This window comes from Alloscardovia criceti DSM 17774, assembly GCF_000376885.1.
Taxonomy (GTDB): domain Bacteria; phylum Actinomycetota; class Actinomycetes; order Actinomycetales; family Bifidobacteriaceae; genus Alloscardovia; species Alloscardovia criceti.
The window spans coordinates 246,943-271,911 of record NZ_AQXR01000011.1 but is presented as its reverse complement, the minus strand read 5'-3'; the positions used below and the strand labels follow the sequence as shown (position 1 = coordinate 271,911).

The following is a 24,969-nucleotide window of genomic DNA, read 5'->3' as shown; positions in this document are numbered from 1 at the left end:
GTCTCCTTTGACTGCTCTCTTACAAAGAGGAAAACAATAGAGGAGGAACGACAACACATTCCTCCTCGAACTATTTCTTTACTTAAGAAAGTATATCATCTGCACACTATCGCGCAGACTTGCTCTTCATGCACAAACCGATAACAACACCAATAATGGCTGGTATCACCCAGCCCAACCCAATCGAGGACAAAGGCAATGCGGTTTCTATCACATGCACAGCCTCATAGACAGGGTTTATGACTGGCAGTATCGCCCCTAGAGCCTTCACTAAACTCGCTAGCAAGGAAATACCCGCTGCTACAGCCGTAAAAATCATTGATACCACAAACACGCTTCGGCGATAGCTGAAGAACTTTCCTAAAAGCCCCAGTACCATGAGCATAATCGTTAGTGGATAAAGGAACATCAAAACCGGGACGGACACAGTAATAATGGCGTTCAGTCCCGCATTGGCGATGAGGAACGAAATCACGGTAAACGCGATGGCATAAACCTTGTAATTGACACTCTTCGGGAAAAGCTCTGTAAAGGTGGTACTAATGGACGTAATTAATCCAATCGATGTTTTCAAGCACGCAAGTGTAATAATCGCGCCCAGTAATATACCGCCGAAGGTGCCAAAGTAATGGTTAGCAATAGCAAACAACGCAACGCCACCGTCTTCGCTCACACCGAAAAGAGCTCCTGATTGTGCGCCCATGAGGGTGAGCACGAGGTAAATCACAATCATCAACACGCCCGCATAAATGCCGGACTTTATGGCGGAAAATGCGGTATTGCTCGGCTCTTTTACACCCAATCCACGGATGACATCCACCAAAATCACGCCAAAGGCTAAGGAAGCCAATGCATCCATGGTGTTGTAACCTTCCAAAAGACCCGTGAAGAAGGCATGACTGGCATAAGCACCTTGAGGTTGAATCTGCGCAATATCTCCCATTGGATTCAACAGGGCGGTGATCACCAAAATCGCTAAGACCGTGAGGAACAGCGGATTGAGGATTTTCCCCACCCAATCCAAAATACGATTCGGTTTCAGACTAAAGAAAAGCACGATGGCGAAGAACAGCAGAGAGAAAATACTCAAGGCAAGACCACGATTATTGTCTCCCAGCAGCGGTGCCACACCCACTTGGAAGGAAACGGTTGCCGTGCGCGGAATAGCGAAGAACGGTCCAATGGTCAGATACAAAGCCAAGGTATAGGCATAAGCAAAGAACTTACCCACAAGACTGCCCATATGGAAAAGACTTTCACTGCGCGAAGCCGCTAATGACGCAATGCCCAGGACCGGCAAACCCACAGCCGTAATACAAAAACCAATGGTTGCAATCCACGAATGAGAACCCGCATTCTGCCCCATACTCACAGGAAAAATCAGATTTCCTGCACCGAAGAACAGTCCAAAAAGCATGGAGGATACGAAAATCGATTCTCGCCCGGTTAATTTCTTTTTCATAATCTCTCTCTTAAGTTTGACAGGAACTATCCCTCATTATGCCCGAGAGGCTACCTAAGGGCGAAACATGTGCTAAAAAAATTAAGCGAAGTCAGCTATAGCCGCGTCAGTTATCTATGCAACGCACCAAGTTTAGGCGGATACGGTAAAAAACAGCAGTGTTGCCGGATATTTTTCTGAGCTAACGGATATATTGCACACGTATGATCGACTTTCGCGTGGTGTGCATATTTTCGTATTCGCTTGTAGAGGACAGCCACACTACGGGTCCGAGTTTCGTATTAGGTTTATTTCTTAGTAATTGGAGCTCACTCGAGGCTTTCCCGGACGATCTCTACTTACCAACGACTAACAAGGAGAATCCCATGTCTAAGGTATATTCCGACGCCACAGAGCTCGTCGGGCGCACCCCTCTTGTCAAGATTAATCGTCTCACCGAGGGACTAAACGCGACCGTACTGGCCAAGCTCGAGTTCTTTAATCCAGCAAACTCGGTTAAGGACCGCGTTGCAGTATCCATTGTGGACGCTGCCGAAAAGTCCGGTGCACTCAAACCAGGCGGCACCATCGTGGAGGCTACCTCCGGCAATACAGGTATTGGACTCGCATGGGTGGGCGCAGTGCGTGGATACAAGGTGATTCTCACCATGCCATCTTCCATGTCCAAGGAACGCCGCGCACTCCTGCGTGCATTCGGCGCAGAACTCGTCCTCACAGAACCTGCCGGCGGTATGAAGGGGTCTGTCGAGAAGGCCAATGAAATCGTTACCTCTACGCCGGGCGCCATCCTCGCGTCACAATTCTCAAATGAGGCTAATCCAGCCGTGCATGAACGCACCACGGGTGAAGAGATCTGGGCAGATACCGATGGCAATGTCGACTACCTCGTTTCTGGCATTGGCACCGGCGGCACCATTACCGGTACCGGTCGTGCACTGCGCAAGCACAACCCAGATGTCAAGCTTATTGCCGTGGAACCAGCTGAATCCCCACTGCTGTCCGGTGGAAAGCCTGGCCCTCACAAGATTCAGGGCATCGGCGCAAACTTTGTGCCTGAAGTACTGGATACGAAGCTCTACAATGAGGTCGTAACCATCACTTCCGATGACGCCATTGCCACCGCGCGCGCTGCTGCCACCAAAGAAGGCCTCCTCGTGGGCATTTCCGCTGGTGCAGCACTTTCCGCTGCTATTGAGATTGCTAAGCGTCCAGAAGCAGCCGGCAAGACCATAGTGGCCATTGTTCCTGACTTTGGCGAACGTTACGTCTCCACACCACTCTTCGAAGGTCTTGTGGACTAAATACTCTCAAGACTTCGATCAACACTATGCATATATGCCCCCGATAAGTAGCGATAGCTTGAACGGGGGCGTATTTTTGCCTTCACAGTTACTCATTTCCATACTGCGTTGGTGTTACCTCGTACTATGAGAGAAGTGCAATATCGGAAAGGAGAGCCATGAGTTTTTGGCGTACACTTCGCGATGACCTTCGGGCCGCACGCGCTCACGATCCTGCAGCGCGTTCCAACCTTGAAGTGATACTCTGCTATCCCGGCGTACACGCCGTGTGGCTTCACCGCTTGGCCCACGCCATGTGGTGCAAATCGCGCCTTCTACGCCTTCCTGCACGCTTACTTTCGCAGTACTCTCGCGCGCTCACCGGTATCGAGATTCACCCTGGCGCTCAAATTGGTCCACGTTTCTTCATAGACCACGGCATGGGTGTAGTTATAGGTGAGACCGCAGAAATTGGCGCGGACTGCATGATCTATCACGGTGTCACCTTGGGTGGCACATCGCTCACCGCTACTAAACGTCACCCTACACTCGAGGATAATGTTATGGTAGGTGCCGGCGCAAAGCTTCTCGGCCCTATTCGCATTGGTACCGGCGCACGCATTGGCGCGAACGCCGTCGTAGTCCGCGATGTGCCTCCTCACTCCACTGCCGTTGGTGTCCCTGCAAAAATTCGGGAGGCCCCCAATCCTGACACGTGGATTGACCCCGCCATATACATCTGACCCGAATGACTCCCCGCAAAACAACACGCAAGCGCAACGAATATGAGTGGAACTGCTGCTTCCTCGCGAGATTTTGTGGTTCTTTGTAGAGCAGAATCTTGCGCTTCAAGGTTATGAACAGACAACATAGTCAGATCTGGCAAGACCTGAACGTGCAAAGCCCGTTGCTCCACAGCAGGAGGAACGGGCTTTGCATATGTAAGGAATGTATTTCTTGTTAACTGGAAGCGGATATTACAGCTTCGCACACAACAGTTTAGAGCGTTTCCTTATCATTGTCGTCAAAATCTGCTTGCTCAGCTAAACTTCTCACTGCTTCCACCTCACGCATGCGCGCAGTCAATGATTCGATTTCAACATCCGCCATGCCTTTGCCTAAAACAAGTATTTTCGGCACTGTATCTTGACGCACCGCTTGCACAATCAAACGTCCCGCCTTAACCGGGTCACCCGATTGAGAGAAGGGGTGCTGTTTCAGATAGTCCGCACTGGCGTAGCTTTCCTCATACTGTGCACTGCGTGAGCTACGAGAAGGAATGCCTGCCACGCGAAAGTTCGTTCGAAAAGCACCCGGCTCCACAAGCATGACCTGGATATGGAATTTCTCCACCTCATTGCGCAATACCTTGCTCGTTGCATCCAACGCAGCCTTGCTAGCCACATACAAGGCAGTGCCCATCGAATGATCAAAATGCACGCCCATAGACGACACATTCACAATTACTGCCGACTGTGAATGTCTCAGGTACGGCAACGCTTCTTGAATCAGTGCCACCGGACCAAAGTAATTCGTCTCAAAAATCAGGCGCATATCTTCTGGGCTCGTATCCTCCAAGGGCGCATGTAGCCCGCGTCCTGCATTATTCACCACAACATCTATGCCAGCAAACCTCTCGATGGTCTCTTGGATGACTTGTCTTCGAGACTCTTCATCCGTAATTTCCAGCTGCACCGGCAACACGCGCTCTGGCGCTATAGATGCGAGGTCTTGCAATTTTTCTGTATTCCTAGACGTCACCACCACCTGGTCACCGTCTACAATTGCTTGACGCGCGATTTCTTTGCCAATGCCCGAACCAGCTCCAGTAATAAGCCAGGTTTTCATTTGTCTACCCTTTCGTTGAAATCTACATATGCTAATTCGCCGAATAATGCTTAAAGTCTTGGATTTTTGCCACGCTGATAGATGAAGAAATATACGATAATCGTGGAAATCACCAAAAATCCTGTCATCCACGCGAGCTGAACATGGAAATCTGACGCAAAGGCCATAATCAACGACAATCCAATGGGTCCCCCAATTTGATGCATAGTGTTGGTTAAGCCACTTGCTGACCCTGCAATCTCATCTGGCGCGTGATGTATACCCGCACTCGTCACCGGCGCAACGACTAATGCCGACCCAAAACCAATAAACAGCATGGGCACGCAAACGGCAAGGAAATATCCTTGGCTCAGATTCGTACAAACCGACCATACGAATCCCGCAATCAATGCCCCATGCCCCAGTAGAAGCACCCGGTTGTTACCCATGATTTTCGTCAGTTTCGAGAGTTGTAATGCTGAGAGAAAAGTCGTAATAGACAACGGCAGGAAGGCAATTCCCGATTCCAATGCGGTAAATCCATACACTCTCTGCATGACCTGTGGCAGCAAAAACCAATAAGGCAGGATAGCCATCATAAAAATCATGCGCACCATATATGCACCCGATCGCACCGGACTGTGGAAAAGTTTGAGCGGAAGAATAGGCATATGCTGTGTTCGTTCGTAATAATAAAATGCGATCAACAGCACGAGACCTGCAAGAATGAAAATCAACCCGTAGCGCTCAGTACTCAAACCATAGATCAGGGATGCTAAAGCCACAACTGAAAGCAGACTTCCCATGTAATCGATGCTCTTGGTGACACCTTCATACTTCTTCACGTATTTCTCAGTCAGAGCAATTAAAAGCGCTGTTAATGGCACATTAATGAGAAATCCTGCTCGCCATGAAACCAGACTCGTTAGCGCACCGCCGATGAGTAGCCCCAAGCTTGCGCCAATGCCCGCCGTGGCGCCGTAATACGATATGGCTTGTGTGCGTCGTTCCCCTGTATAAGCATCCATCATCAACGCTAACGTTGTGGGCGCAATGATGGATGCACCCACACCTTGGAAAGCGCGGGCCGCAATCATCGTTAGCGCATTTTGTGACAGGCCTATGACCAAGGACATAATGCCAAAAATTGCCAAGCCTATCTGAAAGATGCGTTTGCGCCCAAGCAAATCGGAAAGGCGCCCCGATAATAGCAAAAATCCACCGAAAGTCAGCGTATATGCATTGGATACCCACGCTAACTCACCTGCATTCATGCCCACGCCCTTGCTAATATCCACAGAGCTGGTAAAAATGATGGAATTGTCCATAAGTATGAGGAAATATGCCAAAAGTGTAATGGGAAGAATTGCACCGAAACTCAATTTCCTCGTCTGTATCATTAATGTTTTCATTGCGTTCTTTCTGGAAATTTTCACGCACGCGTCACACGTACGCGGCTAAAGTACTGTGTTTTCAGACCGTTAAACGGAGTCTTGCCGTGAGGTCGTACAGCATCGTGCTCCGTAAGAGAAAAGTGATACTCATCCATCTGACTACCCATCTGACTGATGTCATAGTTGATGTACGAGCTGAACATTTCCACACGCGTTGACTGCACGAATTGCCGTATTTCGCATCCATCATCCCTAGGTCTTTTCTCGCATGACGTATTCGCATTATTCCGATTTTTAAGCCCGGGATATGTTCTGGTATGTCATACTAGGTTTTGCGAAAGATTCTGCATAATACTTTCGATGCAAGCCACTATACGTTTTCCGTATACTCACTCCGGTGTGAAGTTCCGATGCGTTTATCTCACCAGACTCGGTACGCATCCAATGATCGCCTACCTACCGCCTACCTACATGGACACCTTTGTCCTTCCGGGTCGGTAACACCATTTCGCGATTGTGTGTGATTCAAGCCAATGTTAGGCAAGCAGAGAGCATTCGCTCATGAAAAACAGACAAACAAAAAGCCTTTTGCTGTGAGTATAGACCCAGAGCAAAAGGCTTCTGTTTATGCAAGAGCTACAGGATTCCCCTAGTACGTCTGCTTACTCCCACTCGATAGTCGCAGGTGGCTTAGAAGTCACATCGAGGACTACGCGGTTAATTTCACGGCATTCGTTCGTAATACGTGTGGAAATTTGAGCTAAGACATCATAAGGCACACGCGACCAGTCTGCGGTCATAGCATCCTCAGAGCTCACTGGGCGCAAAACAATTGGTGAACCATAGGTACGCTCATCGCCCTGCACACCCACAGAATGCACGTCTGCCAGCAGTACTACTGGGCACTGCCAAATATCGCGATCCAAGCCAGCTTTAGAGAGCTCTTCACGTGCGATAGCGTCCGCTTCGCGCAAAACTGCCAAGCGTTCGCGCGTAATTTCGCCTACGATGCGAATAGCCAAGCCAGGACCAGGGAATGGCTGACGCCATACCATTTCTTCTGGCAAGCCCAGCTCTGTGCCCACGGCACGCACTTCATCCTTAAACAAGGTGCGCAATGGCTCTACCAGTTCGAATTGCAAATCGTCCGGCAAGCCACCCACATTGTGGTGACTCTTAATATTTGCCGCACCCGAACCACCACCAGACTCTACTACGTCTGGATACAAGGTTCCCTGCACGAGGAACTTAATTTCTCCGCCTTCTTCTGCTACATCAGACACGATTTGGCGTGTAGCCTTTTCGAAGGTACGAATGAACTTTTCGCCAATAATCTTACGCTTGCGCTCTGGCTCAGAAACGCCTTCCAAAGCCGTAAGGAACTCATCAGATGCGTCCACGGTTACCAGCTTGATACCGGTAGCTTCCACGAAGTCTTTCTTCACCTGCTCGACTTCACCCTTGCGCAGCAAGCCGTGATCAACGAATACACAGGTCAACTGGTCTCCCACCGCCTTGTGCACCAAGGCAGCAGCCACAGCCGAGTCCACACCACCAGACAGGCCGCAGATAACGCGCGCATCCCCAATTTGCTCGCGAATCTTTGCAACCTGATCTTCAATAATGGAGGAAGAATCCCACGTCTCAGGAATGCCCGCTTCGTTATGCAAGAAGTTTTCGATAACGTTTTGTCCCAACGGCGTGTGCTTCACTTCAGGATGCCACTGCACGCCGAAGAGGGAGCGCTGCTTATTTTCCATAGCAGCTACCGGCGCACCTTCCGTATGTGCCAAAACTGTAAAGCCCTCAGGCGCCTGTTGTACGGCCACACCATGGCTCATCCATGTGGACTGCTCTGCAGGAGAATCCACTAAAATACCTTCTGGCTTATCAATAATGGCCTCAGTCTTACCGTATTCACCCAACGCAGCCTTATCTACAGTGCCACCGAGCTGATGCGCCATAATTTGGAAACCGTAGCAAATGCCCAACATAGGGATGTCTAATTCGAAGATTTCTGGATCCAAAAGTGGAGCACCCTCCACATAAACAGAGGCTGGACCACCTGAAAGAATAATAGCCTGAGGATCCTTCGCTTTGACTTCCGTAGCAGAAATAGAATGAGGAACGATCTCAGAGTACACATGTGCTTCACGCACACGACGTGCAATAAGCTGAGCATACTGAGCACCAAAATCAACAACAAGAACTGGGCCGTTGGCCATTGCGCCTCCAAAAATTGAGGTAATAAATCTAATGATGAGATACTTCATTATGCGTCATAAATAAGACATTAATAATAAGGTCATCTCACGGCATACCCCTCAGGTTTGATCCCATAATTCCTAGGGTTTTCAGCCATTGCGACACGCTCAAAATAACTCTTCCTGTGCGAAAATTTCGCATTTTTCGCACAGGCCGCTCAGAAACCTAACATCCCTTTAAACTCTTTATTTTCAGGTGTTTTAAGGAGATTTTATATACAAGATGCGTAAACTAATGAAACATTAACGCACATTGCATACCTCAATTATGCACAGTTTGACTCAAATAATACCATGTGTAAACACGCTATGCCCATTTAGTCATAGCCCTCTCATAAAATTGAAGGCGTACGAGAAAGGCATCAGCCGAACTCAAATTAAGTAAATATGCACCTAATTGTAGGAGGCAAGGACATATGACTAGTCCTGTAATTGGTACTCCATGGCGTAAGCTGGATGCTCCAGTTTCCGAGGAGGCTTTGGAAGGCGTAGACAAGTACTGGCGTGCTTCAAACTATCTTTCCATTGGACAAATTTACCTTCGTAGCAACCCATTGATGAAGGAACCATTCACCCGCGAAGATGTGAAGCATCGTCTCGTTGGTCACTGGGGAACCACTCCAGGTTTGAACTTCCTCATCGGTCACATCAACCGTCTCATCGCAGATCACGGCCAGAATACCGTCATCATCATGGGTCCAGGACACGGTGGTCCAGCAGGTACCTCACAGTCTTATCTTGACGGTACTTATTCCGAGTACTTCCCAGAAATCACCAAGGATGAAGCTGGCTTGCAGAAGTTCTTCCGCCAGTTCTCTTACCCAGGTGGTATCCCATCTCACTTCGCACCAGAGACTCCAGGCTCCATCCACGAAGGTGGCGAGCTTGGTTATGCTCTGTCCCACGCTTACGGCGCTGTAATGAACAACCCTAGCCTCTTCGTTCCAGCGATCGTCGGTGACGGCGAAGCTGAAACTGGTCCATTGGCTACCGGTTGGCAGTCCAACAAGCTTGTAAACCCACGCACCGATGGTATCGTTTTGCCTATCTTGCACCTCAACGGTTACAAGATTGCAAACCCAACCATCCTCGCACGTATCTCCGATGAAGAGCTCCATGAGTTCTTCCACGGTATGGGTTACGAACCATACGAGTTCGTTGCTGGCTTCGATGATGAAGATGCTATGAGCATCCACCGTCGTTTCGCTGATCTCTTCGAAACCGTCTTCGATGAGATTTGCGACATCAAGGCAACTGCTCAGACCAACGATGTTGATCGTCCATTCTACCCAATGATCATCTTCCGCACTCCAAAGGGATGGACTTGCCCTAAGTTCATCGACGGTAAGAAGACCGAAGGTTCTTGGCGTTCTCACCAGGTGCCATTGGCATCTGCTCGCGATACTGAAGAGCACTTCGAAGTTCTTAAGAACTGGCTCGAGTCCTACAAGCCAGAAGAGCTCTTCACTGAAGATGGTGCTGTTCGTCCAGAAGTTACCGCTTTCATGCCAGAAGGCGAATTGCGTATCGGTGAAAATCCAAACGCTAACGGTGGTCGTATCCGCGAAGAGCTCGATTTGCCAGCTCTCGAAGATTACGAGGTAACCGAGGTTAAGGAATTCGGTCACGGTTGGGGCCAGCTCGAGGCAACTCGTAAGCTCGGTGAGTACACCCGCGACATCATCAAGCGTAACCCAGATAGCTTCCGCATCTTCGGACCAGATGAGACCGCTTCCAACCGCTTGCAGGCTGCTTACGAAGTAACCAATAAGCAGTGGGATAACGGCTACCTCTCTGAGCTCGTTGATGAGCACATGGCTGTCACCGGTCAGGTCACAGAGCAGCTCTCTGAGCATCAGATGGAAGGCTTCCTCGAGGCTTACCTCCTCACCGGTCGCCACGGTATCTGGAGCTCTTACGAGTCCTTCGTACACGTTATCGATTCCATGCTCAACCAGCACGCAAAGTGGCTTGAAGCAACCGTTCGCGAGATCCCATGGCGTAAGCCAATCTCCTCCATGAACTTGCTTGTTTCCTCCCACGTATGGCGTCAGGATCACAACGGCTTCAGCCACCAGGATCCAGGTGTGATTGATATCCTCCTCAACAAGAACTTCAACAACGATCACGTAGTTGGTATCTACTTCCCAGTTGATTCCAACATGCTCCTCGCTGTTTCTGAGAAGGCTTACAAGTCCACCAACATGATTAACGCAATCATCGCTGGTAAGCAGCCAGCTGCAACATGGTTGACTCTGGACGAAGCTCGCGAAGAGCTCGCTAAGGGTGCTGCTGAGTGGAAGTGGGCATCCAACGCAGAAGGTGACGATGTAGACATCGTTCTCGCATCTGTGGGTGATGTTCCAACTCAGGAACTCATGGCTGCTGCTGATAAGCTCAAGGGCTACGGCATCAAGTACAAGTTCGTCAACGTTGTTGATTTGCTCTCCATCCAGAATGCGTCTGAGAATGATCAGGCACTTTCTGATGAAGAGTTCACCGAGCTCTTCACTGCAGATAAGCCAGTTCTTATGGCTTACCATGCATATGCTCGCGAGGTCCGCTCCCTCATCTGGGATCGTCCAAACCACGACAACTTCAACGTACACGGTTATGAAGAGCAGGGTTCCACCACTACACCATTCGACATGGTTCGTGTGAACAACATCGATCGTTACGAATTGACTGCAGAAGCACTCCGTGCTGTAGATGCTGATAAGTTTGCTGACGAAATCGAAAAGCTCGAAGCATTCCGTACTGAGGCATTCCAGTTCGCAGTAGACAATGGCTACGATCACCCAGACTACACCGATTGGGTATGGTCCGGCGTTCAGACCGAAAAGCCAGGTGCTGTTTCTGCAACTGCTGCTACCGCAGGTGACAACGAGTAAGTTTCTGCTTGCTTAGACTTTAACCTGTAAAAGGTCCCTCTCACTGAGAGGGACCTTTTTGTATATGGTGCCAGCAAAATAGGATGCCCATGAAAATAGAAACACATCGAAGTGTCTCAAAGCTCACATAAAAACGTTCAGAAATACCACTGCATCGTGTCGTTTTCTACCACGCTCTTTATAGAATAAGAGAGGTTGCGCGAATGCTGAATCAACAGTGTTGAGAGCATCGCCACTCTAAACAAAGGAGTACACAGAGTGAAAACTGTATTTATTGTAAGCCCAGAAGCGAAAAATGGTCGAAACGTCGTATCTGTAGGAGTGACCGCTGCGCTTGCAAGTTCGTATAAAACCGCCACTTTCCGACCAATCGTATGCCACAAAGATACCTTCACTCAGAACCTCATCAATGTGGGCAATGTAGAACAAAAATTTGAAGATTCTCGCGTCGTATGCCCAAATCGTGCTACTCGAGATCATAATGCTGCCCGCTCAGATATTTCTCGTGCATGGGAAGCCTTCCTGCCACAGACTAATCCTGAAGCCGTCGTCATCACTGGCGCCGACGGCAGACCTGTATTTGATCCAGAATCCTTCGTACTGGATTTGCGCATTGCGGCAGATCTCCAAGCACCCGTATTTTTGGCTATTTGCTGTCGTCCGCGCAATGCGAAGCAGTTGCGCTTGAGCATCGACACTATCATTGCGCAAACCTTGAAGGCAGGTACTGACGTTGCAGGCGTTTTCGTAACCGGTCTCGATATAGAGGATACCGAAAAGGCTCAATCCATTCGCGAAGAACTCGAAAGTCTTGAATACCCTCATTGGATAATCCCGGCACATGATTGCATGACTGCAGAAGATATCCAACCTTCATTGAAGCTTTTCCAACAGGCCGCACCTACCTCCGAGATTCTGAGCGCTTTGGATAAGGATTTTGCTCAGCCTACTACCCCATTTGCTTTCCAAGCACAGTTACTGACCAAGGCCGCAGCACAGAAGCAAACCATCGTGTTACCAGAGGGCGAAGAAGATCGCATTATCAAGGCTGCCAATTATCTGCTGGAGCGTGACATCGTCAATCTCATTATCGTGGGCAACGAACGAAATATCCTCCAGCGTGCAGAGGAACTCGGACTGCATAGCCTTAAGAAGGCACAATTCCAAGCCATGGATGACGAAACCGTGTTATCCGAAATGGTAGAAAAACTCGTCGAATTACGTGGACACAAGGGCATGACCGAGGAGAAAGCACGCAAGACTCTGCAGGATGCGTCCTACTTTGGCACCATGCTCGTTGTGCTGGGTAAAGCCGATGGTCTGGTTTCCGGCTCTATTAACTCCACAGCAAACACCGTGCGTCCAGCTTTGCAGGTTATCAAGACGAAGCCTGGCCAGTCTCTCGTTTCTGGAGCATTCCTTATGTGCTTCGCAGATCATGTGGCTGTATTTGCAGACTGCGCTATTAATCTCAATCCAAATGCGGATCAGCTTGCGCAGATTGCCCTGCAATCCGCTCAGACCGCTCGCTCCTTCGGCATCGAACCGCGCGTAGGTATGCTGTCGTACTCCACCTTGGGTTCCGGCTCCGGCCCAGATGTGGATTTGGTGACCGAAGCCACCGCAAAGGTGCAAGAGCTGGATCCTGAACTCCACGTGGTTGGACCTATCCAGTTTGACGCTGCGTGGTCTCCTGAAGTAGCAAAGACAAAGGCGAAGGGCAACGATGTAGCCGGTCATGTCAATGTCTTCGTCTTCCCAAGCCTGTCCGCTGGAAATATCGCCTACAAGGCTGTCCAGCGTTCTTCTGGCGCGTTAGCCATCGGCCCTGTGCTCCAGGGCTTAAATAAGCCTGTAAACGATCTGTCGCGCGGCGCTCTGGTAGACGATATCATCAACACCATCGCGCTGACTGCCGTGTATGCACAGCAAGATAAATAACACAAACCGAACAATGAACTCATAGTGGCATTACGACCTCCTCAGTGCTCAAAAGTAGCCGGGAGGGAGTAATGTCACTAATGGATACTAATCACATTTGATGGGAGGACGAGCAGTGGCAAAGACTGTACTCGTTATTAATTCTGGTTCCAGCTCTATTAAGTATCAGCTGGTTGATTTGGAAAGTGGCGAAGGCCTTGCTTCTGGCCTCGTAGAAAAGATTGGTGAGCCAGTAAACGGTATTTATACTCATAAGTACAACGGCGAAAAGCACCAGTTCGAAGATGAGGTAATTAAGGATCACGAACAGGGTTTGAAGCGCGTTCTTCAGTTCTTCAACGAATACGGCCCTGACTTGAAAGAATACGATTTAGTAGCTGTAGGCCATCGCGTCGTTCAGGGCGGTTCTGTCTTCCCTACACCAGCACTTGTCACCCCCGAAAACATTCAGAAGGTGAAGGATTTGGCTGTGCTCGCCCCATTGCACAACGGTCCTGAAGCAGTCGGCGCTGAGGTTATGACTCGTCTGCTTCCAGATACACCACAGGGCTTCGTCTTTGATAGCTCCTTCTTCTTCCAGCTGCCGGAAGCATCTTCTACCTATGCATTGAACAAGGAAGTGGCAGACAAGTATCAGATTCGTCGCTACGGTGCTCACGGTACTTCTCATGAATTCATCGGACAGACCGCTCCTGCCGTCGCTGGCAAGAATCCTGAAGGATTGAAGCAGATTGTACTGCACATTGGTAATGGAGCTTCTGTGTCCGCACAGATTTCCGGTAAGCCAGTAGAAACCTCTATGGGTTTGACCCCTCTCGAAGGTTTGATGATGGGGTCTCGCACCGGTGATATCGACCCTGCGGCAGTCTTCCACCTGATTCGCAATGCAAACATGAATGTAGATGAGCTGGACACTCTGTTTAACAAGCAGTCTGGTCTTATGGGTATGACCGGTCACGGCGATATGCGTGAAGTGCTGGCTCTGCGCGAAGAAGGCGACAAGAATGCTGCTCTGGCCATCGATGTGTACGTGCACCGTATCATCGGCTACATCGGCAACTACACTGCTCAAATGGGCGGTTTGGACCTCATCACCTTCACTGCAGGCGTAGGTGAAAACTCCTCCCCAATTCGTAAGTTCGTCTGCGAAAAGCTCGCACCATTTGGCGTGAAGATTGACGAAGAAAAGAATGAGGTACATTCTTCTGAGCCACGCGTGATTTCTACTCCAGACAGCTCCGTTACTGTATGCGTCATCCCAACGAATGAAGAGTTGGCTATTGCACAGAAGGTAGCTAAGTTGGCTGAAGTTGGCGACGAATATGGAAACAAGTTCAACGCTTAACGACAATTAAAACTTTAAAAAAGCTGGGCAGCACTCCTGCCCAGCTTTTTTATTGCCCGTTTTTATGTTATAGCAATGTGCGTTATCGCAATCGTTCTAGGATGTCCTCATGGATCAGTCCGTTCGATCCTAAAGCACACCCACCCCATGGGCCCGGATTGCCCTCTAAATCCGTAAAACGTCCGCCTGCCTCCGTCACAATAGGCACAAGCGCTGCCATATCATACAAATCCAGTTCCGGTTCTGCAGCCGCATCTACCGCACCTTGAGCCACGAGCATGTACTGCCAAAAATCGCCAAAACCACGTACGCGCCACACCTCATCGGTCAGTGCTATAAGGTGATCGCGATTGCCCCGGTCTTTCCAACCGGATAAGGAGGACAATGACAAAGACGCATCATGAAGCTGTGAAACCTGGGAAACATGAATCCGCCTGGCATCCTCAAAATTCTTGCCCATATAAGCTCCAGCTCCCTGCACAGCAAACCAACGCATACCCAACGCCGGTGCAGAAACAACGGAAACAACCAACTCGTCATCCACCTGGAGAGCTATGAGACTCGCCCAGACGGGCACCCCTCTGACATAATTCTTCGTACCATCGATAGGATCCAAAATCCAACGGCGCCCAGCACTTTCCTGCTTACCAAGCTCTTCACCATAAACTGTATCCGTTGGATAATAGAGCGCAATGGCTTTTCGAATGGCACGCTCCACGGCGCGATCGGCGTCACTTACAGGCGTATTATCAGACTTCGTTTCCACCTTCAGATCTAATGCTCCAAAGCGTTCTAGGCTAATGGCATCCGCGATATCCGCAAATTCCAATGCATGCATTAAATCTTCGTAAAATGGCGAATCGAAAATTTTCTCGTTCATTTCTTCCCTTTTATCCCGCAATGTCTACTTTTGTGCAAGCATATCGGTCCACATTCCCACAAAATCTGGGATGGTTTTCCGCGTAGTTTCAATATTTTCCACCTCAATGCCCGGCACCACAAGCCCAATCATGGCCGCAAAGGTGGCCATGCGATGGTCTGCATAAGTATGCATGCGGGCACCATGCAGCAGTTCCCTGTCTATTGGGTGGAAAGACAGGCCATCGGCGGTCTCTTCGGACACACCCCCACAACGCTGGATTTCCGTCACCAAAGCCTGGAGGCGATCGGTTTCATGTCCGCGCAGGTGCGCAATGCCTGTAAATCTCGAATCGCTGGAGGCCAGCATTGCCAAAGCTGCAAGGCTAGGCGCAATTTCGCCAGCAGGACTAAGGTCAAAATCGCCGACGCCCGTAATTTTCCCATCACCTGTAACGCTGAGTATGTGCTGTGTTTTATCTAGCTGTACCTGCGCGCCGAAGGATTCGAGATATCCCGGAAGCAGTACGCCCGGCTGTGTGGAAATCGAAGGCCAGCGAGGAATGCGCACCGTACCGCCAGCAATAAGAGCCGCGCATACAAAAGGCGCCGCATTGGACAGATCCGGCTCAACCACGACCACACGTGGCAATTGCACCGTATTGCTCTTCACTGTCCACTGTTTATCGGCGTAGCTTACCCGTCCGCCTGCCGCCTGCACATCGGCCATAGTCATACGAATATGCGGCATACTCGGTAGTTTTTCGCCCGTATGCTCGATAATCACCGTGCCATCCCATGCGCTGGCAGCCAAAAGAAGCCCCGAAATAAATTGAGACGAGGAGGATGAATCTACACGGATATGCACATTGCCATCATGCTTTGGAGCCGGTGTGATAGTAAATGGCAAAAAGCCTTCTTGACCGTGGTACTCCACCTGCGCACCAAATTGTTTCAAACCGTCGAGTAGCGGTTTCATTGGGCGTTTGTACGCCTGTTCATCACCATCAAAATGCACCGGACCGTCCGCATACAGTGCCAACGCGGGTACAAAGCGCATCACCGTTCCTGCTAAACCGCAGTAAATCGTGCAATTGCCCGGAAAAGCTGCATCTTCAGGCGGTTTTATACGCACGACCGTTGAGTCGTCTTGACTTGTCTCGTGTTGGACGCCCAGCTCCTCGAGCGCCGCTAGCATCAATTCCGTATCTCGTGAGCGCAACAAACCTTCTAATTGCACGCTCTCACGTCCTAATGCGGCCAGAATGAGATAACGGTTAGACAGCGATTTGCTCCCAGGAATAGAAACTGTAGCATGTATAGGTCCTTGGGCCAGAGGTGCTGTCCATACTGATGTTTGAGAAGTCATACAACTATCGTAGCCTATCGGATCTTTAGTGCTGCTGATCCAAACGGGAATGTCCCATTTCGCGAACGATATTGTCTGGCATATCCGCCAATGTGGCAAGACGATCCGATTCAAGCGCAGCAATTTGGCGAGAGAAAACGATGAACCATGCCATAAACAAAATGGCGGCCAGTGCCTCCACATTTGTCAGCGATGTGTAGCCCAGATACCAGTATGCAAAGGCGCCTGCAATGAGCACAATAATCGCATCCGATACAAAGTAAAAAATGAAGGAAAAACGCTGCACAAGCCACGGCATGCCTATCATCAGCAGCATCATGGGCACAGCCAGCCCGCGTGCAAAAACATTATGCAACACCGGATGTGGCGTGTAGCGGAAAATGCCAATGCCCATAAACATCAGAGAAGCTACGGTGAGCAACACCGAAAGAATCACCATACGTATCTTGAACTCCTGGTTTAAGGTCTCGGCGCCGCTTCTTTCAAACAAACGATACTGCGTGGTGAATTCAGAAACGGCAAAATAGCTGATGATCAGCATTGTAACGCCCGCCAAAATCACCGTGAAATTGAAGATATTTGCCGCAAAGGTCGTTCTATCCCCCAGCTGAGAGAAATTATTTTTCCACCAATTCGGATCGTCACTCGTCATGCCGGCCAAGGTCACACCACTGATCACAAATATGGGTAACAGGCTGGCAATCGTGCGCGAATTAATCAAGGCTGCCTGTACGTAAACCAGATATCCCACACAGGCGCTAATGCAGGCGATCACAGCCCATTGATATTCGAAAAACGAATTGCCTAAAATTTGGGCGATAAACATTTGTACCGCTGCACTAATGAGCCCCATGGAAACCGTATATACCGTAGCTAAAGCGATGATCTCGCCACTGCGACGGAGGAATCGGAAAAAATCGCGTTTGGCATGCGTCGTATCGTTGTGCGTATAGCCGATGACAAAAACCACCGCGGCACAAGCGGCAATAAAACAGGAGGTTACAATAATGCGTCGCGCGGAAATCAACCAAATAGCGGATGCACGTTGTGTAAAAACGGTGGTCGCACATGCCACTACAAGAATGGTTCCTAAGGCGGTGAATATTCCTACAGTTTCAGCGCGTTGATAACGACCCATCGATGTGCACCTTCTCCCTTCACGTACTGCCCATTATGGTCTGTGCTGAAGACCTGAGGAGAACTGCGCTTGTGCCGCGTTTTCTTTCAGGGACTATATAGCCGAAATCAAACGCCACTGCGTCTTTACTCCGTCCCTTTGCTGAAAATTCGCGGTTTGTGCATTCTCAGAGCTAGCGCAACACGCCCATATGCAAAAGTTCTTATATTGTTGTATAGTTTTCTTTTGTTGAGCTTCGCTCAATGGGTTCTCGGGCTGTAGCGCAGCTTGGTAGCGCGCTTGTTTTGGGTACAAGATGTCGTGGGTTCAAATCCCGCCAGCCCGACCAGAAGAAAGGGAGATACTTTTACAGTTATCTCCCTTTTATTTTATGTAAGGACGGACAACGAAAGATGATTTCTTCACTCAGCATGTAATAACGCCTCGAGTTGTGTATTCGGTTATACATGCATAGGAAGTGTCATCGGTCCGATTGCGTAAATTTTCACAGTGCTTCTGTTTTTTGGGGCAATTACTCTGCCTATTTTTGCGAAAATACTGCTGCATCGAAGATGGCACTCCCCTCGTATCTAAATACACGCACAGTTTTGGAGGACCATTGTGCTTTAAGCAAGCATTCATTACTCTTCACGGGTTGCGATCACTGTCGGTTTGAATCCGCAGCGCAGTAATGAAAGGCTTAACCGACTTTGAATGAAGTCAGCCACACGGCTGGACACATACAGACAAAGGAGGCTTGTCATGTCTATGATCAAAATTGAAAATCTCAGCTTCGCCTATCCCTGCAGTTTTTCCCCTGTTTTCGAAGATTTGAACCTTATTATCGATACCGATTGGAAGCTCGGTTTTGTGGGACGCAATGGTCGTGGAAAGTCCACGCTTGTGAAGATTCTCGCGGGGCAATTAACGGATTATCAAGGCCACATCATCCATAACGTCGACTTCGACTACTTTCCCTATACACCTGAGGATGCGTCCCGTGACACTGTGGACGTGCTACACGATGTGGCAGCGCTGGCCGAAGATTGGGAATTTATGCGCGAATTTTCATATCTCGATTTGACTGTGGACGTGTTATATCGGCCGTGGTCTACCCTATCCCAGGGAGAACAGACAAAGGCGCTTCTTGCCGCAATGTTTGTCGATGAGGGACATTTCCATCTCATTGATGAGCCGACGAATCACCTGGACATGGAGGCTCGAGGCGTAGTGGCGCAATATCTGAAGCGTCACAAGGGCTTTATTGTGGTTTCACACGATCAGGAATTTATGGATCGTTGTATCGACCACGTTTTGACCTTGAATCGCACGAATATTGAAATTCAGACGGGCAATTTTTCTACGTGGTTAGAGAATTTTAATCAGCAACAGAATTTTGAGCAGGAAAAGAATGCCCAACTGCGTAAAGATATTAAACGCTTGCGCCAAGCTGCACAACGCACGTCCCAGTGGTCTGAGAAAACGGAGGCGTCTAAAATCGGTGCCGCAGATAAGGGCTTTGTGGGTCATAAGGCTGCGAAAATGATGAAAAGGTCCAAGTCCATCGAATCTCGCCAAAACGAAGCTATCGAGAAGGCTGAAGGGCTGCTCAAGAATGCGGAAAGTGCGGAAAAGCTCAAGCTTTCCCCGCTGCGTTATCATAGCGATGTGTTAGCTCACTTTGCCAATGTGCAGTTGCGTTATGCGGACACACTCATCGGAAAGCCCCTGTCTTTTACGCTGCATCGCGGAGAAAGGGTAGCTCTTTCAGGCAAGAATGGCAGCGGAAAGAGCAGTCTGTTCAAACTGCTGATGGGACAAAAAATCCATTATGCTGGCATAGCGGAAATCGGTCAGGATCTGAAAATCTCGTACGTTCCTCAGGACGTGTCCGAGCTCCAAGGCCCGCTATCTGGGTATGCTGCCTTACGCAATATCGATGACAGTTTGTTGAGAACTATTTTGCGCAAAATGGATTTCGAGCGTGACCTTTTTTCTAAGAATATGGAAGATCTTTCTGAAGGACAAAAGAAAAAGATCTTGATAGCAGCCAGTTTATGTGAACAAGCCCACCTCTACGTGTGGGATGAACCGCTGAATTACATCGACATCTACTCACGTCTGCAGATTGAAGAATTAATTGCAGAATGTGCGCCGACGATGATTTTTGTGGAGCATGACCAGGCTTTCGAGCACAATGTGGCCACCAGAATCGTGGAATACGGCTAACAAATACAGTGGCTTGCCGAACGATGAACTCGGCAAGCCACTACCCGTTTCTCAGCATCCGTATTTTTTTAGATGCGCATATCCCATGGATCGGTGTTCAGCGTGGATATATACATGTCTACGCTCTGATTGAATGTGCTCTGTAATGCCCGTGGAAGGTCCTCGGTCATCAGATTAAAGCACAGCTTTTCTATCGCCGAGTGCGGTGTATTGATCAACGCCATAGAAAACTCTTGACGTGCATCCAGCGCGGGATGATGGCGTAAATCACTGGTCACATACACATCGGCACCGCTGGCGGCTGCAGCCTCAATTTCGGAATCCCCAGAGCCAGGGAGCACGGCTATACGCTGAATCAGTTTTTCCACATCACCACTGACGAAAATGCCGTTGTGTGTGTCTGGAAGAGTATCAGCAATGCGGCGCGCAAAATCTTGAAGCGACATCGGCTCACGAAGTCGACCGACTCGTCCCAAACCTACGCGTGGATACGCCGGATCGGCCTCCACCGGGATAAGAGCCCCCTCATCCACGAGCTCTAAAGCTTGCACAAAGGCCTCCCCCTGCCCGCGCTGAGCAGAGTCCACATTCGTATGCCCCACCCATAACGCACAGTGATTTTCAATCAGCATATTGACCAGAGAGCCGCGGAAAGTCGTACCCGAGACTGTATGTGTGGCTCTAAAATACAGCGGATGATGCGTAATCATGAGACCAGCACCCTGTGCTATTGCATCCTTTACTGTCTCTTCGGTCGGATCCACGGCACAATACACCGTGTCTACAGGCCAGCTCGGATCGCCTACTATAAGCCCAGGCTCATCCCACTCTTCCGCAAAGCTGATCGGATACAATTCCTCGAGCACTTCTACGCATTGTGCAACGTTTAATCCTGCCATATGTACTCCTCCACTCCACGGTCTCCTTTAGTGCGCTGCCTGCTGCCAATCCGCTCCTACACCTGTAGAAACATCCAATGGCACAGCCAAATCCACAGCATGCTCCATGGCATCTTTCACAATGCGAGCCACATCATCCGCCTCACCGGGAGCGATATCGACCAGAAGTTCATCGTGAATCTGCAAAATCACGCGCGATTTCACCTCAGCATCCTTTAAAGCCTTATCCGCCTTAATCATAGCGATTTTCATAATGTCGGCTGCAGATCCTTGAATGGGTGCGTTTAATGCTCCACGTTCGGCCGCATCGCGCACCTGACGATTCGCCGACTTGAGCCCTGGGAAATACCTTCTTCTGCCAAACATAGTTTCGGTATATCCTCGTCGCTTCGCCTGAGCCACGAGCGACTCCAAATAATCATGCACACCGCCGAAGGTTTCAAAGTACTGATTCTTTAAAATATCACTTTCGGCAGGGGAAATCTTCAACTGCTGCGCCAAACCATACGTACTCAAACCATACGCCAAGCCATAGCTCATGGCCTTAATATGCGAGCGCTGATCTGGAGTAATCTCCTCCACAGGGATGCCATACACCAGCGACGCCACATACTTGTGAAAATCTGCACCCGATTTGAAGGCTTCAATTAACGCCTTATCGCCTGAAAGGTGAGCCATCAAACGCAGCTCCACCTGGGAATAATCGGCAGACAGTAGAGCCTCATTATGAGCAGAAGGCACGAAAACACTACGGATTTCGCGGCCAGCAGCATTGCGATTCGGGATGTTTTGCAAATTTGGCTCGGTCGAGCTCAAACGGCCGGTGGCAGCCACGGTTTGTTCAAAGGTGGTATGAATATGACCGTCTTGCGGATACACCGCATCCGTCAGCGTTTGAACGATTTGCTTGAGCTTATTCATTTCACGGTGGCGCAGTAAGGCCTCCAAGAAGGTGTGCGCGCGATCATTATGGATAGAGCGAATATACAAATCTTGTAAGGCGGCCGCATTCGTCGTATACCCGCCGCTCTTCGTTTTCTTCGTTGGCGGCAATCCCATATCCTCAAACAAAATAGCCTGAAGCTGCTTTGGACTTTGCAAATTAATCTGAGAGCCCGCTTGTGTCCATGCGATGTCTTGTGCCTCTTGTGCTTGTGCACTAAACAGGCTGAGCAGCTCAGACAAGCGATTTTGATCTACAGCAGCGCCTGTTTCTTCCATATCAAAGAGAACTCGAGAAACGGGCAGCTCTATATCTGCAAGCAGACTCGACTGATGGCGCTCCTCCAGTGTTTGTCCGTACACCATGCCCAAAGCGAGCACACCCATGACTTGGCGTGCAGCAACGATTGCGCGATCCTCCTCGCTCGGCTCGGTAGGCTGCTCGTCTGCATCGAAGTCGAAGGCTCCCTGCACTTCTGCTGGCTGTGGGGCGAGCTGCCCCTCCTCTAGCAAGCTCGCCTGAGCATCCTCATCGACTAAGCGGTCCAGATCGTAATACTCATCGTCAGGGCGAAGCAAATAGGCTGCAAGCAGCGTGTCCATCGCAGGCTGGGTGAGGTTTAAACCCATGCTGCTCAGCATGTGCAGAGCTTGCTTATATCCGTGCATGGAGACGGTCTGCGCGTGCTTGTCAAACAGACAACTCAAACGTTGCTTCACCACGTCTTGTGAAAGCACCTTAGTCTGCAGACTCAAGGCTTCACCATGGGCGCTGACTATAGTCAGTCGCCTCACACTCGAAGCTGCAGGAGTACTATCGCCCTCGACGAGCAAAGCCCAAGGCTGATCCTCGAGCTGTTTCTCCCATACGTCGATAGCCCCTACAACGTCGTCCGCAGAGCTCTTATCCTCAAACACAGCCATCACCCGTGTGCTATCCACCATAGCTTGTGCATTCGGGCCTTGTGTGCTCATTTCTTCAGCCTCTTCGGCTGCACTGCTAGACGAGGCTCCTTCTCGCGCAGGCGTGAATTCAGCATGCTCGAGGCTATCCGAAGACACCCCCGCACAGTTTGCTAGGGCGGTATAAATGCGTTTCTTAATATTCGCACCAAATTCGAAAGCTGCCAACGCGGTATCAATTTTGTGCATATCCGGCGCGTGGATGGCAAATTCATCTAAAGACACGTCTAATTGCACATCACGAACCAAGGCATTTACTTGACGATTCAGCTTGACCTGCTCGAGATTCTCGCGCAAGGCCTCACCCTTTTTGCCCTTAATGTCTTCAGCATGCTCAATGATGCCTTCCAGCCCACCAAATTCGTTAATCCATTTGGCTGCGAAGCCGTCGCCGACGCCTGGCACACCAGGAATATTATCTGCAGTTTCTCCGCGCAGGGCTGCCAAATCCGGGTATTGATCGGGATACACCTTATACTTCTCAAAAACAGCTTGTGGTGTCATATGTTTCAAATCTTTGAAGTGATGTCCCGGATAAAGCACCGTAATCTTGTCATCCACGAGCTGGAAAGCGTCACGGTCGCCGGATAGCACATAGGAGGCATCAAAACCTGCATCCCTGCCCATCGTCGATAAGGTGGCGATAATATCATCACCTTCGAAGCCTTCTTTTTCGACGTAGGAGATATCCAGCGAATCCAGCAAATCATGTAACAGTGGCAGCTGACTGAGCAACTCTTCCGGCGCGGCATCGCGCGTGCCTTTATACTGGGGCAGCATGGCATTTCTGAAGGTGCCACCTTTGACATCAAAAGCCACCGCTATGTGCGTTGGCTTGATTTCTGCCAATACCTGCGACAGCATTGTCGTAAAACCGTAAATAGCGTTGGTGGTTTGACCATCAGAAGTGGAAAAACTATCTGCGGGCAAAGCGAAAAAAGCACGGAATGCTAAAGAATGACCATCAATTACAAGTAGACGTGAAACCATGCTTCTATGGTACTTTATCGGGTATGCAAAAGCTGCAGAGCATGTATTTCTGCCTGCAGCTTTGAAATTTGAACGACACAAAGATTATCGCACAACAATCATCGGGAAAACGTGGTAACGCCTATGTCTTAGCGCCTATCCTTGCATCACGGGGGCTCAATTAACCTTCAATCTGGGAAATTACAGCGTCCGCAACCTCCAGCATGGTCAAACGACGATCCATAGATGTCTTTTGGATCCAGCGAAATGCTTCTTGCTCAGACAATCCCATATTTTCCATAAGCAATCCCTTCGCACGGTCCACGTGCTTGCGAGATTCGAGCCTATTCTTCAAATCTTCTACCTGCTCACGCAGAGCGGTAATTTCTTCGTCTTGCTCGGCTGGAGCAGCCTGTTGAGCTACTTCCCCACCAATACGCTCACGCAGGGCGCGCATCTGCTCGAAGCGGCCAAAAGCTACTTCCAAAGCAGGGAAAAGCTTATCTGGGACGAATGGCTTAATCACATAAGCCATAACACCTGCATCGATTGCCTCTGCCACCAAATCCTTCTGAGAGAATGCGGTTAGCATCACAACAGGTGCAAGGAATTCCTGATTAATTTCGCGAGCTGCGGTAATACCATCCTTAACAGGCATCTTAATATCCATCACAACGATATCTGGATGCTTCTCACGAACGATGTCTACAGCTTCCTGACCGTTAGCAGCTTCACCAATAACTTCATAGCCGCCATCATTCAGGGATTCGATAATATCTAAACGATTGAGTGCCTCATCTTCAGCAACGACAACCGTTCGCTTTTCATTCTGAATGCCAGGCATTTGTATGCACCTTCCTAAGTTCGATTTGTACTCGGGAAGTTCATGAGAGCTCCCCATTGAGACCTCATCTACGTGCCCCGGGTGGGACTCGAACCCACACTGCACAGATTTTGAGGCTGTTTCCTCTACCAATTGGGATACCGGGGCGGTACCTGTAAGAATATACACGGTAATTTTAATTATGGCAAACTTTGGCGTTTACGGCGTGTTTCGCTGTGTTTGTGCGGTCTTTAGTCGAGTCACAATTTCATACCGCGCAGGAGATTGTGGACTTCTGCAATCATTCACGCCATCTTTGCACACATAAGGCGATATATTCTTAGCATGTTCTCTTGTGGTGAGGAATTCATCGGGTATTGAAAAGCTGGGCTGCTC

At 49.6% G+C, this 24,969-nt stretch carries 17 protein-coding genes and 2 tRNA genes; 7 read left to right on the top strand and 12 right to left on the bottom strand.

Features of this window, described 5'->3' with window-relative positions; genetic code table 11:
- Positions 1-106: 106 nt before the first annotated feature.
- The gene (brnQ, locus tag D570_RS0106525; RefSeq protein ID WP_018143587.1) at positions 107-1,462 is read right to left on the bottom strand and encodes a branched-chain amino acid transport system II carrier protein; all 1,356 of its coding nucleotides are present in this window, start codon (positions 1,460-1,462) and stop codon (positions 107-109) included.
- Between the two features lie 365 nt (positions 1,463-1,827).
- Here brnQ and cysK point away from each other — a divergent pair, with 365 nt between their 5' ends.
- Both cysK and epsC read left to right on the top strand, forming a co-directional pair.
- Positions 1,828-2,763: a cysteine synthase A gene (gene cysK, locus D570_RS0106520; protein ID WP_018143586.1), complete on the top strand. Its 936-nt coding sequence runs from the start codon at positions 1,828-1,830 to the stop codon at positions 2,761-2,763.
- A gap of 158 nt (positions 2,764-2,921) precedes the next feature.
- Positions 2,922-3,485 carry a serine O-acetyltransferase EpsC gene (gene epsC / locus D570_RS0106515; protein WP_018143585.1) on the top strand — a complete coding sequence of 188 codons (564 nt, stop codon included), beginning with the start codon at positions 2,922-2,924 and terminating at the stop codon, positions 3,483-3,485.
- A gap of 256 nt (positions 3,486-3,741) precedes the next feature.
- Here the strand turns inward: epsC and D570_RS08695 are convergent, their stop codons facing one another.
- The 4 genes from D570_RS08695 to guaA form a co-directional block, all read right to left on the bottom strand.
- Positions 3,742-4,590: an SDR family oxidoreductase gene (locus D570_RS08695; protein ID WP_018143584.1), complete on the bottom strand. Its 849-nt coding sequence runs from the start codon at positions 4,588-4,590 to the stop codon at positions 3,742-3,744.
- Between the two features lie 50 nt (positions 4,591-4,640).
- Positions 4,641-5,981 carry an MFS transporter gene (locus D570_RS0106505; RefSeq protein WP_211204896.1) on the bottom strand — a complete coding sequence of 447 codons (1,341 nt, stop codon included), beginning with the start codon at positions 5,979-5,981 and terminating at the stop codon, positions 4,641-4,643.
- 20 nt (positions 5,982-6,001) lie between these two features.
- Positions 6,002-6,187, bottom strand: coding sequence for a hypothetical protein (locus D570_RS09430; protein WP_156812260.1), 186 nt, complete (start codon positions 6,185-6,187; stop codon positions 6,002-6,004).
- Between the two features lie 438 nt (positions 6,188-6,625).
- The gene (guaA, locus tag D570_RS0106495) at positions 6,626-8,188 is read right to left on the bottom strand and encodes a glutamine-hydrolyzing GMP synthase (RefSeq protein WP_018143581.1); all 1,563 of its coding nucleotides are present in this window, start codon (positions 8,186-8,188) and stop codon (positions 6,626-6,628) included.
- 455 nt (positions 8,189-8,643) lie between these two features.
- Between guaA and D570_RS0106490 the strand changes: the two genes are divergently transcribed.
- From D570_RS0106490 to D570_RS0106480, 3 genes are all read left to right on the top strand, one after another.
- Positions 8,644-11,118 (top strand): phosphoketolase, encoded by a 2,475-nt coding sequence (locus tag D570_RS0106490; protein ID WP_018143580.1) that lies wholly within the window; start codon positions 8,644-8,646, stop codon positions 11,116-11,118.
- Between the two features lie 258 nt (positions 11,119-11,376).
- The gene (pta, locus tag D570_RS0106485; RefSeq protein ID WP_018143579.1) at positions 11,377-13,059 is read left to right on the top strand and encodes a phosphate acetyltransferase; all 1,683 of its coding nucleotides are present in this window, start codon (positions 11,377-11,379) and stop codon (positions 13,057-13,059) included.
- Between the two features lie 115 nt (positions 13,060-13,174).
- The gene (locus D570_RS0106480; protein WP_018143578.1) at positions 13,175-14,404 is read left to right on the top strand and encodes an acetate/propionate family kinase; all 1,230 of its coding nucleotides are present in this window, start codon (positions 13,175-13,177) and stop codon (positions 14,402-14,404) included.
- An 82-nt stretch (positions 14,405-14,486) separates the two neighbouring features.
- Here D570_RS0106480 and hisN read toward each other — a convergent pair whose 3' ends face one another.
- The 3 genes from hisN to D570_RS0106465 are packed head-to-tail and all read right to left on the bottom strand — an operon-like array spanning position 14,487 to position 17,769.
- Positions 14,487-15,284 carry a histidinol-phosphatase gene (hisN, locus tag D570_RS0106475; RefSeq protein WP_018143577.1) on the bottom strand — a complete coding sequence of 266 codons (798 nt, stop codon included), beginning with the start codon at positions 15,282-15,284 and terminating at the stop codon, positions 14,487-14,489.
- 24 nt (positions 15,285-15,308) lie between these two features.
- Complete coding sequence (gene aroA / locus D570_RS0106470) at positions 15,309-16,631, bottom strand: 3-phosphoshikimate 1-carboxyvinyltransferase (RefSeq protein WP_026181940.1); 1,323 nt, start codon at positions 16,629-16,631, stop codon at positions 15,309-15,311.
- A gap of 25 nt (positions 16,632-16,656) precedes the next feature.
- Positions 16,657-17,769: a hypothetical protein gene (locus tag D570_RS0106465; RefSeq protein ID WP_018143575.1), complete on the bottom strand. Its 1,113-nt coding sequence runs from the start codon at positions 17,767-17,769 to the stop codon at positions 16,657-16,659.
- Between the two features lie 251 nt (positions 17,770-18,020).
- On the opposite strand from D570_RS0106465, the gene D570_RS0106460 reads away from it, so the two are divergent.
- Positions 18,021-18,097: transfer RNA gene (locus D570_RS0106460), tRNA-Pro, on the top strand.
- Positions 18,098-18,510: 413 nt separating this feature from the next.
- Positions 18,511-19,977, top strand: coding sequence for a ribosomal protection-like ABC-F family protein (gene abc-f / locus D570_RS0106455; protein WP_018143574.1), 1,467 nt, complete (start codon positions 18,511-18,513; stop codon positions 19,975-19,977).
- Positions 19,978-20,045: 68 nt separating this feature from the next.
- Here the strand turns inward: abc-f and D570_RS0106450 are convergent, their stop codons facing one another.
- The 4 genes from D570_RS0106450 to D570_RS0106435 all read right to left on the bottom strand — a co-directional run bounded on the left by D570_RS0106450 (position 20,046) and on the right by D570_RS0106435 (position 24,741).
- The gene (locus D570_RS0106450; RefSeq protein WP_018143573.1) at positions 20,046-20,876 is read right to left on the bottom strand and encodes a Nif3-like dinuclear metal center hexameric protein; all 831 of its coding nucleotides are present in this window, start codon (positions 20,874-20,876) and stop codon (positions 20,046-20,048) included.
- A gap of 27 nt (positions 20,877-20,903) precedes the next feature.
- Positions 20,904-23,771 carry a DNA polymerase I gene (gene polA, locus D570_RS0106445; RefSeq protein ID WP_018143572.1) on the bottom strand — a complete coding sequence of 956 codons (2,868 nt, stop codon included), beginning with the start codon at positions 23,769-23,771 and terminating at the stop codon, positions 20,904-20,906.
- Between the two features lie 160 nt (positions 23,772-23,931).
- Entirely contained in the window at positions 23,932-24,594 is a 663-nt protein-coding gene (locus D570_RS0106440; RefSeq protein WP_018143571.1) for an ANTAR domain-containing response regulator, read from the bottom strand.
- 73 nt (positions 24,595-24,667) lie between these two features.
- A tRNA-Leu gene (locus D570_RS0106435) sits at positions 24,668-24,741 on the bottom strand.
- Between the last annotated feature and the right edge of the window lie 228 nt (positions 24,742-24,969).

Excerpts from the sequence above, each read along its gene's own strand:
- D570_RS0106440 (WP_018143571.1), bottom strand. The coding sequence starts at position 24,594 with ATGCCTGGCATTCAGAATGAAAAGCGAACGGTTGTCGTTGCTGAAGAT.
- D570_RS0106505 (WP_211204896.1), bottom strand. The coding sequence starts at position 5,981 with ATGAAAACATTAATGATACAGACGAGGAAATTGAGTTTCGGTGCAATT.
- aroA (WP_026181940.1), bottom strand. The coding sequence starts at position 16,631 with ATGACTTCTCAAACATCAGTATGGACAGCACCTCTGGCCCAAGGACCT.
- D570_RS0106450 (WP_018143573.1), bottom strand. The coding sequence starts at position 20,876 with ATGGCAGGATTAAACGTTGCACAATGCGTAGAAGTGCTCGAGGAATTG.
- abc-f (WP_018143574.1), top strand. The coding sequence starts at position 18,511 with ATGTCTATGATCAAAATTGAAAATCTCAGCTTCGCCTATCCCTGCAGT.
- D570_RS0106490 (WP_018143580.1), top strand. The coding sequence starts at position 8,644 with ATGACTAGTCCTGTAATTGGTACTCCATGGCGTAAGCTGGATGCTCCA.
- hisN (WP_018143577.1), bottom strand. The coding sequence starts at position 15,284 with ATGAACGAGAAAATTTTCGATTCGCCATTTTACGAAGATTTAATGCAT.
- polA (WP_018143572.1), bottom strand. The coding sequence starts at position 23,771 with ATGGTTTCACGTCTACTTGTAATTGATGGTCATTCTTTAGCATTCCGT.
- guaA (WP_018143581.1), bottom strand. The coding sequence starts at position 8,188 with ATGGCCAACGGCCCAGTTCTTGTTGTTGATTTTGGTGCTCAGTATGCT.
- brnQ (WP_018143587.1), bottom strand. The coding sequence starts at position 1,462 with ATGAAAAAGAAATTAACCGGGCGAGAATCGATTTTCGTATCCTCCATG.
- D570_RS08695 (WP_018143584.1), bottom strand. The coding sequence starts at position 4,590 with ATGAAAACCTGGCTTATTACTGGAGCTGGTTCGGGCATTGGCAAAGAA.
- D570_RS0106465 (WP_018143575.1), bottom strand. The coding sequence starts at position 17,769 with ATGGGTCGTTATCAACGCGCTGAAACTGTAGGAATATTCACCGCCTTA.
- epsC (WP_018143585.1), top strand. The coding sequence starts at position 2,922 with ATGAGTTTTTGGCGTACACTTCGCGATGACCTTCGGGCCGCACGCGCT.
- cysK (WP_018143586.1), top strand. The coding sequence starts at position 1,828 with ATGTCTAAGGTATATTCCGACGCCACAGAGCTCGTCGGGCGCACCCCT.